We start from the raw sequence: 15,550 nt of genomic DNA on the forward strand, positions 1-15,550 counted from the left end.
TTTCGATCATTGCAAAATTGGTGACCCGCAACCACAACGCGCTGTTCGCCGCGAAGACATCGGAAGTGCTCGTGGTGTCGAACGCCGTGGACGCCGCCAAACGCCTGCCCGCCGACTTCCTGGCCGACGTCGCGGCGCACCTCGATGCACGCCGATCAGCACCCATGATTGCCGGGTTGCCTGCGGCGACCGTGGTCGCCGTCGCCGAAGTGCTTGCCGCCCGACAGGATTGGATCACTCTCGGCGATCTGGTTGCCACCATCTCCGACGACGCCGCGCGGGCAACCGAAGCGGCACTCGACGGTGTCGCACTGGTCCGTGCGGCCTACTGGGTCGACGACGCTCGGCACCTGGAACGCTTCGTCAACCTGGCCTCCGCCGCGAAGCTTCCACCAGCGGTTTCGGCGCTGGGCAACCGCATCCGGGTACGCCACGCCTGATCGAGACCACGGTTACGCGGGGTTCGTGCCCCGGCTCGGCATCATCGCGGACGCGACCACCATGACCAGAGCCATCACTGCAACCGTCACGAACACCAGGTGCACCGCGGAGGACAGCGTCCCGGGGGCGGGGTGGTCGGTGTCGCCGATGCGAGCGTTCACGATCGCGCCGAACACCGCGACGCCCACCGCACTGCCGATGGACCGCGCGAACATATTCGTCGAGGTGACAACGCCGCGTTCGGTCCACTCTGCGCTGGTCTGCGCCGCGATCAGGGTGGGGGTGGCGACCAGGCCCATTCCGATGCCGATGACGAAACACGACGCCGCGACCTGTATCAGTGTGGAGTTCTCGTCGATCAGCAGCGTCGACGCGGCGCCGAGGGTGGCCAGGGTGCTGCCGATCAATGCGGTGAAGCGGAAGCCGATGCGCAGGTACACCTTTCCGGCCTGCGATGCTGCCAGCGGCCAGCCGAGGGTCAGCGCGCCGACCGTCAGACCGGCGACGAGGGCGCCGGTGCCGAGCACGCCCTGGGTGAAAGTCGGCACGTAGGAGGTCATTCCGAGCAGGATGGCGCCGACCAGCAGGGACACCAGGCTGCTCGCAACGATCACCCGTCGGGTGAATATCCACAGCGGCAGGATCGGGTTCTCGGCACGCCGCTCGACAAGGGCGAACAGCGCCAGCACCAACGCGCCGCCTGCGAAGATGGCGATGCTGGTCGGTGCGGACCAGGCCCAGGCCTGACCGCCCTCGAGAAGTCCGAGGATGAGTGCCCCCGCGCCGACAGTGAGCAGAGCGGCTCCGAGATAGTCGACGCGCTGTTTGCGGCGCGGCGTGCTCTCGGCGAAGCTGCGCAGCAGCATCCACGCGGCCAGCGCCGACAGCGGCAGGTTGACCAGGAAGATCCAGCGCCAGTTGACGTACTCGGCGAACACCCCGCCCAGCAGCGGGCCCAGGACCGACGACATCGCCCACACGCTGGCCAGATAACCCTGCACCTTGGCCCGCTCGGAGAGCGTGTACAGGTCGCCGGCGATCGTCATGGTCATGGGCTGGATGGCGCCCGCACCGATGCCCTGCACGGCGCGGAAGACGATCAGACCGAGCATGCTCGTCGCGAGTCCGCACAGCAGCGAACCTAGTGCGAACACCGCGATCCCGAACAGGATCACCGGTTTCCGCCCGACCGTGTCAGCTAGTTTTCCGTATACGGGGACCGTAACCGCTTGCGCGAGTAGATAAATCGAGAACAGCCAAGGGAACTGGTTGAAGCCACCGAGGTTGCTGGTGATGGTGAGCACCGCGGTGGCGATGATCGTCGAATCCAGCGCGACCAGCGCCGTCGCCAGCATCAGCGCACCGAGAATCGGGCCACGCTCGGATCGGAAGCCGACAGATGACTCCACTGTCTCGGTCGCCACCGGGCGGCCCCTCTCGTTCGTTCGACTAACCATCTCGGTCGAACGTATCGCGGGCTCAGCTATTCCCGCACGGAAATATTTCCTGCTGTGGCGAACTCGGCAGCAGTCTCCCGCGCGGTCGACTTCCTGGCGACCGGCAGATTGTTGCTTGCACTCGGTCATCTGCGACGGGAAGTCAGGCGCATAGTCCCAGTGGTGATCGCAACCGCTTATCCAAGTGCGGGGCGCCACTGCGACGCGACGACCCCGCGTGTCCCGGGGCGAAGTCAGCGAGATTTCGAGTAGTCGCTACTCGTGTTCGGTTCGCGTGCGCCCAATAGCTTGGGGATCGCTGATCGGTAGCTCGGATCGGTAGATGTGGTGAGGAGGCTGCTATGGACCCCGAGGAACTGTTGGCGAAAGTCGCGGAGCTGCTGTGGGGGCTGGCGCAGGGGGCGGTGACCCCACTCGCCAACGCTCTCGACTTGCCGGTGCTCGCCGGGGAGACCGACCCCGCGCTGAGCGGCAAGTTACTCGAGCCGCTGGCGAACCTGCCCGATCAGCACAGTCTGCTGAAGCTGGTGCACGACTTGGTCGGCAATATCAGCGACGCCGGATCACCGCTGCGTGCTCATGGCTGGAAGCGGTCCGACGGGACTCGCGGGCTCGCCTTCGTGCTCACCAAGAACGGCTCTCGTGGGGTGCTCGCGGTGTCCCCAGGCCCGGTCATCGATCTGGTCGTCACCCCCAACGCGGTACTCGACCATTCGGTGATCGGCGCGGAGTGGGATCTGACCGTGTCGGTCCGGACCGAGAACGCGTGGACCGCGACGTTCACCCCGGGCGGCGCGGCGGCGGCGCCCGCGGGCACCGTCGCCATCACCGTCGGCAAGAAAGCACTTGCTGTTGTTGGACCGGGCGGACTCGGGATCTCGACGCAGCGCATCTCGGCAACCCTGGCCGCGTCCCCGGCCACCCCGGCACGCGTCGACATCAATGTCGAAAAGTTCACGGCCAGACTGCTGCCCGCCATCCTGGCCGGGTTGCTGGGCGGCAGCGGCGCGGAGACCTCACCGACCGATCTCACCCTGGCAATGAGCCGGACCGAAGGTCTGCGCTTCGCGGAAGGTCGCGTGCGCGTCGAGCGCAGGATCAACCTCCAGCTGCCGGGCATCTCGGTGCGCAATTTCGCGGTCGAAATCGGGATGGTGGACGGCAAGTTCGTGCTGCGGCCGAGCGTGTCGGTGTTGGCGAAGCCGCCCGCGCTGCCGATGAGCGCGAGCCTGGACGAGGTGGGTATCGGCATTCCGATCCTCCTGCCCGACCGGATCGGCATCGGTACCGACATCCTGGCTGACCTCCCGGCCGGCATGGGCGTCGACATGTTGCTCGGACCGGTATCCGGCGGCGGCTTCTTCAAGAGGCGCGGCCCGGACGCCTATGCGGGCGGACTCGACGTCACTCTCGGCGTACTGCATGTGACGGCCTTCGGACTGCTGCAACTACCGGGAAACAACAACAATCCGCCGCTGTCGTTGCTCGTCCTGCTGGGCGCCGAATTCCCTTACCCCGGTATCCAGTTGGGTTTCGGTTTCGCGATCGACGCGGTCGGCGGACTGGTCGGCATCAACCGGCGCGCCGACACCGATCATCTGCGCGGACTGGTCAGCGAGGGCAACGCCGATCGAATCCTCTTCCCCGGCGATGCGATTGCCCGAGCAGACGAGATCGTCGGCTCGTTGGAATCCTGCTTCCCGGTCGCTCCCGGGCGATTCATTGTCGGCCCGATGGTCCGGATCAATTGGGGCGGCCGGATGGTCAGCGTCGCCGTCGCGGTGATTCTCGAACTGCCGGACCCGGGTCGGGCGCTGCTGCTCGGGCGAGCGCTGATCGCGCTGCCGGATCCGGCGGTGCCGCTGATCCGTTTGCAGGCCGGCGTGTACGGCAAGATCGTCCCCGCGGTTCCGGAGGTCGAGATCCAGGTCTCGCTCGCCGGGTCCTGGATCGTCGGGATTCCGGTGACCGGTGACATCTATCTGCTGTTCCGCGGCGGCGACAACGCGGTATTCGTGTTGTCCGCGGGCGGTTTCCACCCCAAATACACCCGCCCACCCGGTGTCCCGCAGCTGGCTCGGCTGTCGATGGACCTCGGCGGCGGCGTGCTGGGGCTCCGCGCGGAGTCCTACCTGGCCCTGACGTCCAACTCACTGCAGTTCGGCGCGCAACTCCACCTCGACGCGACGGTCGCCGAGTGTGGGCTGGAGGGCTGGCTCGGCCTCGACGCGCTGTTCGTGTGGGAGCCGACCCTGGCATTCCAAGCGCATGTTTACGCGGGTGTCGCGGTCCTCGCGTTCGGTGAGCGACTGGCCGGCATCGGGTTGGACTTCACACTGGAGGGCCCGGCGCCGTGGCATGCCTACGGCAAGGGCAGCATCGAGGTGTTGTTCTGGGAGGTGTCGCTCGATTTCGATGTCCGGTGGGGCGATCCGGCGCCGCTCGCGCAATCGACCGAGGACATCTTCGACCATGTCGCCAAGGCGGTCGGCCAACGGGACGCGTGGGCGGTGGAGCGGCGGGCCGCGCAACGCGCCGGCATCAAGTTCACCGAGACAGCGAAGCAGGACCTCGCGAAAGGGATCGTCGCGCAAGCTGATTCGTCATTGCAGGTCAGTCAGTCGGTCGTGCCGCTCGGCATCGCGATCAATCGATTCCACCGACGCGGCGTGCCCGCGCAGACCTGGCAGATCACCTCGGCCCATCTCGATCCCGAGATAGAGCTGCCGCGGACCATTCCCGTTCCCGAGCAGTTCGTGCCCGGCGAGTACTTCGCGATGAGCGATGACGAACAACTCGGCCGTGGCGCGTTCGAGCAGCACACCGGCGGTTTCGCGCTGTCGAACACCGCTGCTGTCAAGCCCGGGCCTGCGCATGTGATGGACGACAGATACGAGACCGGCTACAAGGTGGAACCCGGTTGGTTCCCAGCCCCGCCCGCACCACGAATCATCCTGCGCCTGCGCGGCAACTTCCTCGCGGAGACTTTCGCGCGCACGATCACCGCCGCCGAACGAGTAGACCGGTGGCGGCTCGCGCAGCGCCCGTTCGAGAATCTGGTTCCCAAGGTGGTGATCAACCGATGAGTCGTCGTTGGTTCGTATCGACAGTCGAGATCGGCGCGGCCGCTGTCGCGCGGACGACGAAGAATGCGCGGCCGAGCTTCACTCCAACGGTCGAGGTGGGCCGGTCGGTCAAGGACCAGCCGCCGGAGCAGCCACGCACGTTCCCGGGCCCCGCCCTGCAGTTACTCGGCCCCGGGGACACAGTGGGATTCGAGCCGTCGATGGTGGTCCGACGTGAGCCGCCGCCCGGCGCACTCGACGGCGCCGCCGACTATCTCGCGCTGATCGAATTCGCCGACGCGACACTGCCCTGGCTGTTCAGTATTCCGGGACCGGTGAAAAGGCCCTGGCTGGCGCTGCTCGTGCTGGCCGCCGAGGAAGGACGGCCCGCGCAGAGCAGTCCGCTGTGGTCGGTCAACGTGCCCGCCTCCGCACTGCCCGACCTCGCCGATGCCGCATCTTGGGTGCATGTCGAGGCGCGCGTGGAAGGCGACGGACCGCCCAACGACGCCGTCGACCGGGACTATCGAACCGGGCTCGACACCGTCATCTCCCGGCTGATCTGCCCGCGACGGCTCGCGGCAGGCAAGAATTGGATCGCGTGCGTGGTGCCGACCACGAAAGCCGGTCGCGCCGCGGGGTTGGGCATGGAGGTCCCCGCCGACGGCGCGGCACAGGCCTGGTCGCCAGGGCAGCAAGGCGGGGTCAAGCTACCGGTCTATGACTGGTGGGAATTCAGTACGGGGGAGGAGGGCACATTCGAGGACCTGGCCAGAAAGATCGATCCGGTCGTCGCGTCGACATTGCCCGGCTTCGGGTCCCGCCCGATCGACGTGCACCAGCCGTGGCCGCACGAGCAGCCCCCGGCGGGCGCACCCGCCGAGGTCACCGTGAAGGTGCAAGGCGCGCTGCGTCTTCCGGGATCGGAGACACACGACGAACAGTGGTCCGATCCAGCGAGCATGCAGCGCTACCGAGACCTCATCAAGGAGCGGGTCGACGCGCCCGCAGGCCGCAAAGGCCGGGTCGGAGTGCCCCCCGACCGTGACGAAAAGGCCGTCGCGCCACCGCTGTACGGCAGCCACCACACCGGGGATCAGACATTGCCTGCCACCGGTTGGGTGCGCACGCTGAACACTCAGGTGCAGTTCCGCGTCGCGGCTGCGCTCGGTGCACGCTACGTCCAGCTGGAACAGGAATTCCTGATGGCACGGGCCTGGGAACAGGTCGGCGCCGTCAACGAGGCGAATCGGCTGCTCGCGGCCACCGAATTGGCCGAGCAGACCGGCACGGGCGCGCAAGACAAACACCTCGCGACGATGGCGCCCGCGCCATTCACCGGCCTTGCCGACATGCTGCGCACAAAAGTCCGAGTGGCCGAACAGGGTTCGCTCGAGCAGGTGCTCGCCGATTCGGCGGTCCCCAACGGCTCCGGATCCACCGCGTTCGTCCGACTCACCCGCCCACACGGCGCGTTGGCACGACGCTGCGCACGTGCCGCGGGGTCCTCAGCAGCGGAAATGCCGACAGGCTCGGTCCTCACCACCGCGGCAGGCGGCACCGAGGTGGTGCCCGCCAAACCGGCGCTGTGGTTCGCCGCCATCTCCGACGCGGTCGGGCCGATGGCGGCGACAAGCGTCGCGCGCGACCCGTCCTCGTTGTTCGCCGCACAGACCTTGGTCGGCCTGGTCGGCGCCCAACAGGAATCGTTCACCGCCCGTGCGGCATTCGGCGGTGCGGACGCCGCGCGGCAACTCGCTGACGTCGGCACCTCGATGTCGGAGACGATGGCGGGCGGCGCACTCCCGGTGCCGCGTCCGATGCAGTTGCGCGGCCTGCGCCGATCGGTGCTCGCCGAGAGCCTGGCGACCCAGACGCCCACCGAATTCCGGGTGAGCATGGGTATCGAGGCGATCGCGAGCAGTGTGCGGACGGTCATCCGGCCGCTGCCGCTGCAGCTCGAGCGGATGAAAGAGATCATCCCGACGGCGTCGGTCACGGCCCGCGCGGACACCGATCGGAGACCGCTGCGCCAGATCATGGCGCACCCCGAATTCGGATTCCCCATTGCCGCGGAGATTCTCGCTCGCTGGCCCGAGTGGGCCGTCCCGGGAATCACCACCTTCCCCGACAACAGCGCGACCCTGCTGGAAATCAACTCGGGGTTCGTCGAATCACTACTCGTCGGCCTCAACCAGGAGTTCAATCGAGAGCTGCGCTGGCGCGAATTCCCGACCGACGAAGCGGGAACACCGTTTTCCCGCTTCTGGCCCCCCGGCGGTGTGCAACCCCAGTACGGCGAAATCGCGCTGTGGGACCCCAACGTCCCGCTCGGTGAACACAGTGCCGAAGGTGCGAAGGATTTGCTGGTACTCCTGGTGCGCGGCGAAGTGCTGCGGCGCTACCCCGGCACAGTGGTGCTTGCCGCGAAGTCGGTGGAAAAGAAGGTCGAAAGCGACCAGGTGCAATGGCAGGAGCCGAAGTTCGTGCTGCCGGTGGACGAGCGGACGAACCTGTACTGCTTCGACCTCGACGAGCCGACCGTCCGCGCCCAGAAATGGATGTTCGTGGTGCGCGAACCGATGCGCGGCGCGCAGTTCGGATTCGATCAGTCCTCGACCAACCCGTACCAGCACTGGTATGACCTCGGCTGGCCAGAGGTGCCGCTCACCAACGGCTTTGTGCGGCGGCTCGGCGGCGGGGCGCCACCCACGCCGCAGCAGCCGGATCCCGCGACCTGGCAGAGTGCGGACCCCGCCGACTTCGCCCGGATCATCTTCCAACGGCCATTCCAGCTGGCCTTCTCGCCGAACACGATGCTCGGCACGGTGTGACACGACAGGAGTAGCCATGGCCAGGACTCACACGGTGGTCGCACACGACACACTGTTCCGGTTGGCCCAGCAGTTCTACGGCAACGGTGAGCTGTTCCCGGTGATCGCGGCGGCGAATGAAATCATCAACCCGAACCTCATCGCCGTCGGCCAGACGCTGATCATTCCCGATATCATCAAGACGCACACCGCCGTGGCCGGTGACACCTTGTTCGGGCTGGCGCAACACTTCTACGGCAACGGTGAGCTCTTCCCGATCATCGCCGCGGCCAACCGGGTCGAGGACCCCGACCACATTGCGGTCGGTCAAGTGCTGGTCATCCCCGAACTCACCGGACAACGCCGCCCACCGATGATCCCCGGGACTGCGAGGACCCACGTCGTCGTTGCCGGCGACACCCTGTTCGGGCTGGCGCAACGCTTCTACGGCAAGGGTGAGCTGTTCCCGGTCATCGCCGCCGCCAACGCAATCGCCGACCCCAAGAAGCTCGCCATCGGGCGACGGCTGGTCATTCCACCCGTCACCAGGACCTACCGTGTCGTCAAGGACGACACGCTGTTCGGGCTGGCGCAACGCTTCTACGGCAAGGGTGAGCTGTTTCCGATCATCGCGGTCGCCAACGCCATCCCGAACCCTGCTCTGATCTTCCCCGGCCAACTGCTGATCATTCCCGACATCGCCACCGGTCCGGTCACTCCCGACGTCAGCCCGTTCATGCTGCGGCGCACCCTGGATATGGTCCGGCTCGAGCACGACAACAAATTGGCGCTGGCCGACGACAAGGAATTCGAGCTCGGCCGGGTACGGGCATGGGTGGCCAGCAATCCGCCCCCCACCGAGGTACCACACGGCAATACGCCACAGACGGTACTGAGGCCGGTGGAGCAGGCGCAGGCGGCCAGGCGCGCCGAATTGGACCAGTTGCGCGCCAGGCTGGACGAGACCACCGAAAACCTTGCCGCAGAGCTTGATTCGGGTGCACCGCTGTTCGGCGAGCACAGCGCAGAGCCGATCGCATTGCTGCCCGTGCGCATCGAGACGAAATGGACCGCCGACAAACGCAGCATCAAAGTGCGCGTCTACCCCGACGACATCCACATCGATGGCTTCGACCCCGCACTTACCCCTGGCGAATTCGCCGCGGCGCGCAAGTACTGGCAGAACCCAGGGGACGAAGCCTGGCATACCCTGCTCGAGACCCTCAGCCCGAATCGCGCAGCCTGGGCGACCAGGGTGTCGCGTCCCGGTGTGCCCGACCCCGCACTGCGCGATCCACGTAAGCGACGTGCCCCCGAAGTGACCACCATGCCCGCGCATTGGCGCTTCCTGGGCCTGGTCGGCGGCCTGGTGGTGGTCGACGAAGTCGGCGCCGACATCCCCGACCCCTTGCCACTGGGTTTGCTCGCCGCCGACGAAGCCGCACCCGATCGTCGGCATGCCACCTGGGCCATCGATTTCGACGACGCAGTGCACGAGGGCATGGCCATCGTGCTGAGGCTGCCCGCCGAGGTGGACCATCTCGACGAACTCTTCGTCATCGGCGTGAGCCAACGCGCGCCCGCCGCGGCCGCTGACCGGTTGCGCACGACATTGCATGGTCACGCGTACACCGATGGCCTCGCCTTCCTCCCGCCGGGCACACCGACCAACAACACGCCGCAGAGCCGAACCTCGTGGTCGTCGCGTCCCGATGGCACACCGCCGGGACCGACCCCCCCGCGCGAACCCGACATCGCCCCGCGCACCCACCGCGTGGTGGCGAACGACACGCTGTTCGGACTGGCGAAACGCTTCTACGGCGACGGCGAACTGTTCCCCCTCATCGCCGCCGCCAACCGGATCTCCAATCCGCATCTGATCGAAAAGGGCCAGCTGCTGGTGATTCCCGCCAAACCCGGTGAACCCGAACCGAGTCCGACCGATGCCGACCGGATGGCTCGTGCACTCGGACTGGCCGACGCCGGATTCCTCACCGAATGCCGGGGCGCGGAGCACACCGGTGATGCCGCGGCAGAGACTTTGGCGATCCTGGCCTGGTGGGGTCTGGCCTTCAAGATGGTCGAAGACCAAGGGCTGTTCGGCACGCCGGAAGAAGTCTCGCGACTCGGACTCTGGCTGACCATCAGAGATCACATGGCCGAATTCGTCCGCAGCCGTGGACCTTTGCCGACCATCCGCGTCGGACGGCAGCCCTACGGTGTGCTTCCGGTGTCGACGGTCGACGAGTGGACGAGCGACCGTCCCGACGACGCGGCCTCGCTGATGCTGCCCTGGCTGTTGCGGCTACGGCATCACTGGCGCGCCGCACTGGTCTCCGGCTGGATTCCGCGAGTGACCGATGGTCTGCCTGCCGACCAGGTCGCGGCGGACATCCTGTGCCGTCTCCCGGTGTCGAACGATCTCGTGATCCGCCGCGTACTGTCCCCGAACGGTGGCCGGGAGAAGTTCGACAAGCTGAGTTTGCGTTCCCCCGGGCCTGCCGTGGCTGTCGGTGGCATTCTTTCCGGACTGCGCTGGGCGCAGCCTACCGAGGATGTCAGCAATCTCGCGTGGGTGTCCGATGCCGAGCCGCCGGACTACGCCAAGGTCGCCGAGCGCCTCGCGCCCAACGCGGCGAAATACCCTGAGCTGTTCGCGAACAGCCGCGACCAGCTGCAGGATGCCATCGACGTGCTGACCGGCCGAATCACCCACGAGCAGTATCTCGAGCGGTGGCCGCTGACCATCGACGGCGTCTCACCCGATCGGCGTGCGACGATCTTCGGCACGGTCGGTTTCGCCGATGAGTCCGGATCGCCGACCGACTTCCTTCCCTGGCTGGTGAGCAGCGGCAGCGACGCGCCCTTCGGTCAGGAGGGACCCGATCTGGCGAAGTCGGCATTGTCGATACCGGCGACGGTGGACCGGCTGTTGTCGCAGCTGATCATGGCCCCCCTCACGCCGAAGACCGAACTCGATGCGATCCGCGACTTCGGCCGCCAGGGCCTGCCCGCCGCAGGCAAACTGCTCGCGGGTTTGGCGGCGCTGTCCCGGGTCGCGCCGCAGGACTTTCTGCCGCTGTTGTTCGAATTGTTCGACGTCACCGCACACCGTCTCGATGCCTGGGTAACTTCGTTGGCTACGCAGCGGCTGAGCCGAACACGTGCCGAGGGTGTGTCCGGGATACGTCTCGGTGGATACGGCTGGGTGGAGAATCTACGTCCGGGCACGGTGCAGGAGTCCGACGGCTATATCCATGCGCCGTCGCTGCATCACGCGGCGACTGCTGCGGTGCTGCGTTCGGGATTCACTTCTCACAAGGGCGATTCCACGCTCGCCGTCGACCTGACGTCACGACGGGCGCGCGTTGCCCGGTGGCTGCTCGGCGGTGTGCGGCGCGGCCAGACCCTCGGCGCCCTGCTCGGGTACCGATTCGAGCGGGCGCTGCACGATGCGAACCTCGATTCCCAGAAAGCGCGTTACCGCAAGCTGTTTCCGTTGCCGGTGGTACCGGAACCCGCGGATGGCAATCCGCCGTCCGATCTCTGGAAGCGCAGTTCCGAGGCCATCGCCGCGGCGAATGTCGTAGACGGTATGCAGTTGGCCCGTGCGCATGCCAAAGGTGCGGTGCCCGCTCTACTGGTCGAGCACGGTTTGCTGTTCGAGCAGAGGGAGAAGGTCGAACCCATCCTCGACGATATGGTCGACGCTCTCGACGCTGTCGGTGACCTGGTGCTCGCCGAGAGCGTGCATCAGCTCGTCGGCGGCAACCCCATGCGCGCCGGGCTCGCCGCCGACACCCTCGGGCGCGGCGAGGACGTGCCCGACCGGTTCGACGTGCTGCGCACCCCACATCGTGGACGCGCGGTGACCCATCGGCTCGCGGCGGTGCTGCCGCCTGATCCGCCGCGCGAGCCCGGCTGGGGCACGGACGCTTTCGCCGAGCTGGAGCCACGGGTCGAGGCGTGGGTGGGGGGCCTGCTCGGGCCGGCCGCAGGGTGGAAGCTGTCCGGAAAGCTGACGCTGGGAGAGCAGTCGCAGCCGTTCACGACCACCGCCGACGCACTCGGGCTCAGCGCACTCGGATTCGTGCTCGATGTCGCTGTCAGCGGGCAGCGCCGGATCACCGCACGGCTTGCGCAGCAGCACGGAATCTCCGGCGCGGTAGCCGAATTCGACGGCGTTTTCGCCGAGGTGCGTGCCATCACCGAGCGGATCAACCGGTTGCTCGGCGGTGCGTCCGCCCTGCTGCCGAGGCATATCGTCGGTGAGCAGGCGAAGGTCCGGGAACCGGATCTGGCCGAGGTACGCGATCGGGTCGCCAGCTTCCTCACCGCCGTCGACACCGTCGAGCAGCGCAGTTCACTCGGCATCGAGGCGCAACTGCCGCAACGACTCGTCGCATTGTCCAGGGACGCAACCACTCCTGGCTGGCTCACAGCGGTGACGCTCGCGCTGGCCGACTTCCTCGGCACCAACATTCCGCTCACCGCCGAGCTTTCCGGGCTGGCACTGCCGCAGCCTGCGGCAACGGGATCCACTGTGGCGGACTGGGTTCTGCGCTTCGCCGCGCTTCGCCCGACCACCCGCACCTGGCACGAGACCCTGCTGCTGGCCGGTGTGCGGGCCGGGCGACCATGCCCGCTTGCCGCGTCTCAGCTGCCCGGCGACGGCGCTTGGATCGGCGGCAGGTTCGACCCGTTGCAGCGCCCGCCGGCCCGGCAGCACCTGGTTCGGCACACCCCCTTCGACCTGCCGGCCGGGCAGCCGTTGACCGGCATGGTGTTCGACGAATGGGTGGAGGTGCTGCCCGGCTCGGACGCGCTGGCGGCCACCAAGGTCGGCCCCGACGCGGTGCCAGTGGAATCGGAGTTGACCGGAGTGTCGTTCCACTTCGACCGGCCGGATGCCAAAGCACCACAGGCGATCCTGCTCGCGGTACCACCCAACCCGAAACGCGGCTGGACCGCCGACGGTCTGGCCCTCGTCGTTCGTGACACGCTCGAGCTGGCCAAGCTGCGCGCCGTCGACATCGGCGATCTGCCGTTGCTCGACGACATTCTGCCCGCCGTGCGTGTCGACGGACTCGGGCAACTGCACGGATCGATGATCAGCGATTTCTGGCGCACCCTGGCAGAGGAGTGAACGATGCCGCGAAAAATGGTCGACATCCTCGGGAACCCGAAGTTCCGTCTCGACGATCGCTACCGGCTGGAGCCGTTGCCGCGCAGCAATGAGGTCGCCTCCGGCCTCACCGCCCGCGTGCACGACCCCGCCTGGGCGTTGACGAGGCAATGGCAGTTCGGCGAATTCGCCGGACAGGACGCCGGATCCCCGGTGCTGGTGGAACTGTCCGGGCACAGCACTGTCATCTCCGCGTGGCGGCCGGCGGGCCGTACGGGGGAACTTGCGGTCGACCGCTCCTGGGTGCCCTATGACCCGAAATCGGGACCCCTGGACGGGATGGTCGAATCCGAGGACATCGCGGCCCCGGACGAGTTGACCAGAATCGAAGGCGGCGCCCATTTCCTGCGGATGCTCGATGAAAAGGGGCTACGGGCACGCACGCCGGATGTGCTCGCCGCTTACGGTTTCGAACATCCCCCGACCGGACCGTCGAACCTGGTGACACTACTCGCGCCGAAAGTGCCCGACGCCGAACGGCTGGTGGCCGATTTCACCGACGGTGCGCCCGTCGTCGCGGGGCTCGGTTCCGTCCCTGCCGACTGGCTGCTCTGGTGGCGCGGCCTGTTCCCCGCCGCAGCGCCGGACACCTTCGACCCGCACCGCTTCGAACATCGCGTCGATATGTCCTTCGGCGACAAGGTCTTCCATTCCGAAGAGTACCTCGGCGACGGTCTGGACTGGTTCACCGTCGACCTCGATCCGACCGCGACACCCGCGCCGATGACACCGGCCGCGGTGCACATGTTCACGAGGGAGGCGATCCCCTCGACCGTCCGATACGGCGGCATTCCCGCGGACCGGTTCTGGGAGATGGAAGACGCGCAGATCGATCTCGGCTCGACCGACGTCGAGAAGCTCGACACCGGCAGGCTGCTGTTGATCGCGTTCGCGGAGGTGTACGGCAACGACCGGTTCCTGCTTCCGCTGGAGGTCCCCGCAGGCTCGCTCACTGTGCTGGACACACTCGTCGTCTCGGATTCGTTCGGCGGCAAACACGAAATCACCCGTGCCGGACGCGAAAACGAGGGCTGGAATATGTTCACGGTCACCGGCACCGACGACGGTTTGCTTGTCATGCCGTCCGAACGCGGCGCTGTCGGCGAACCGTTGGAGACCGTCGCACTGTTGCGCGACGAACTCGCCAACCTCGCATGGGCGGTCGAGAAGTCCTTCACCGATCTGCAGGGCGACCGTGTCGACCGCCGTGAACGGTGGCTGCGGATCGCGCCGGAGAGCCCGCCGCCGCGTGACATCGGTTCTTACGCGGTGCAAACCATCGTCCCGGACTATTGGCTGCCGCTGGTCCCGCATGCCGTGACCCTCGACCAGATCCGTTTCGCGCTGGTGCCACTACAGCAGCCGGGGTTCACTTCCGAGCCGCACGGCAGGCTGCTGCACACCGATGACTGGGTGCACGAAGAGGAGGTCCCGCGCGACGGCGCACTGGTGACTCGCCGCCCGGTACTGGCTCGCTGGTTCGACGGTTCCTGGCACTCGTGGGTCCGCAGACAGAAGAACCCCGGTAGCGGTGAAGGCTCCAGCGGGCTGCACTTCGATATCGTCCGGCCGTCGGAGCCGTGGCCGTGAGCCGGCGGCGGGTGCCACAGTTGCCGAGCCGCTGCCGATATCCAGATCGGCCACGGCGTCCCCGCCTCCCGTGGGTATATGGACCACGACGCGGAATCGACCATCGACAACGCCGACAACTCGGCGAGGATCATTCGCGACATCGGTGCTGTCGACGCGGTAGTGGTGACCTCGGCCAACCATGTCGCCCGCGCGGTCCGCGATTTTGCCGAGGCGGGTGTGCATGTGCTCGGCATCTGATAACTCGGGCCTGGCCGGCCGGGACCACCCGCGGAACACTAGCCGGAAGGGGCTCCGTCCGATACCCGGGGCAGCTGAAGCAGGCCGCGTGCCACGAGTTCGAGCACTTGCCCGAGCGCGAAGTCGATGTCTGCCTTCGTGGTGGGCAGAGGGCCGTCAATCAGCAGACTGGCGAGGCCGTGAATGGCCGACCAGGCGGCGATGGCGGCCCCCGGCCTGCGGCGCGGGTCCAGCAGACCGGCTGACTGCACCTCATCGAGAACCTGATTGAGGACGTCGAATGGTTCGGCGCCGCGGGTCTGCGGTTCCACCTCATCGGTGGTCGACGGGTCGTGCTGGTAGTCGCTGCCGGGCGTGGGGTGCGAATCGAAGGCGGTGCGAAACAACCCGGGCTCGGTCAGCGCGAAGTCGACGTACGCGGTGCCGACCGCTCCAAGTCGGCTGACAGGGTCGGCGGCGTCGTCTATGTGGTGGCGCATTCGTGAGGCCAGTTCGCTTCGGGCTTGGCGGGACACCTCTGCGAGCAGTGCTTCGCGGTCGGCGAAGTGGCGATAGGCGGCCGAATGTGAGACCCCGGCCGCGCGGGCTGCCTCCCGGAGAATCACTCGATCGGGTCCCCCCTCCCGCGCCAGCACAATTCCGGCGTCGACCAGCGCGGCCCGCAACGAGCCATGGTGATAGGGCCGGTGGCGATCCGCAGACGCGGCGGCTGGGGTCATAACGTCAAGGATCGCATATCCACCCCCCAGTGTTGACGAC

The 15,550-nt window shown here is 67.2% G+C and carries 7 protein-coding genes and 1 pseudogene; 6 read left to right on the top strand and 2 right to left on the bottom strand.

All coding sequences use genetic code 11. The features are described from left to right. Nucleotides 1–17: 17 nt before the first annotated feature. Entirely contained in the window at nucleotides 18–440 is a 423-nt protein-coding gene (locus ACLMAL_RS11925) for a hypothetical protein (protein WP_411999113.1), read from the top strand. Between the two features lie 12 nt (nucleotides 441–452). On the opposite strand, the gene ACLMAL_RS11930 is transcribed toward ACLMAL_RS11925, so the two are convergent. Next, complete coding sequence (locus tag ACLMAL_RS11930) at nucleotides 453–1,865, bottom strand: MDR family MFS transporter (protein WP_411999114.1); 1,413 nt, start codon at nucleotides 1,863–1,865, stop codon at nucleotides 453–455. Between the two features lie 374 nt (nucleotides 1,866–2,239). Here ACLMAL_RS11930 and ACLMAL_RS11935 point away from each other — a divergent pair, with 374 nt between their 5' ends. From ACLMAL_RS11935 to ACLMAL_RS11955, 5 genes and pseudogenes are all read left to right on the top strand, one after another. After that, complete coding sequence (locus tag ACLMAL_RS11935) at nucleotides 2,240–4,984, top strand: DUF6603 domain-containing protein (protein WP_411999115.1); 2,745 nt, start codon at nucleotides 2,240–2,242, stop codon at nucleotides 4,982–4,984. Then, the gene (locus ACLMAL_RS11940) at nucleotides 4,981–7,797 is read left to right on the top strand and encodes a hypothetical protein (RefSeq protein WP_411999116.1); all 2,817 of its coding nucleotides are present in this window, start codon (nucleotides 4,981–4,983) and stop codon (nucleotides 7,795–7,797) included. Before ACLMAL_RS11935 ends, ACLMAL_RS11940 begins: the two co-directional genes overlap by 4 nt. Before the next feature lie 16 nt (nucleotides 7,798–7,813). Continuing rightward, nucleotides 7,814–12,922 carry a LysM peptidoglycan-binding domain-containing protein gene (locus tag ACLMAL_RS11945; protein WP_411999117.1) on the top strand — a complete coding sequence of 1,703 codons (5,109 nt, stop codon included), beginning with the start codon at nucleotides 7,814–7,816 and terminating at the stop codon, nucleotides 12,920–12,922. A gap of 3 nt (nucleotides 12,923–12,925) precedes the next feature. After that, complete coding sequence (locus ACLMAL_RS11950) at nucleotides 12,926–14,551, top strand: hypothetical protein (protein ID WP_411999118.1); 1,626 nt, start codon at nucleotides 12,926–12,928, stop codon at nucleotides 14,549–14,551. Between the two features lie 27 nt (nucleotides 14,552–14,578). Further along, nucleotides 14,579–14,791, top strand: a pseudogene (locus tag ACLMAL_RS11955) (YdcF family protein); the annotation flags it as partial. Nucleotides 14,792–14,829: 38 nt separating this feature from the next. Here ACLMAL_RS11955 and ACLMAL_RS11960 read toward each other — a convergent pair. Beyond that, complete coding sequence (locus ACLMAL_RS11960) at nucleotides 14,830–15,510, bottom strand: TetR/AcrR family transcriptional regulator (protein WP_411999119.1); 681 nt, start codon at nucleotides 15,508–15,510, stop codon at nucleotides 14,830–14,832. Nucleotides 15,511–15,550: the final 40 nt, after the last annotated feature.

The organism is Nocardia sp. CWNU-33 (genome assembly GCF_046764895.1).
GTDB lineage: Bacteria > Actinomycetota > Actinomycetes > Mycobacteriales > Mycobacteriaceae > Nocardia.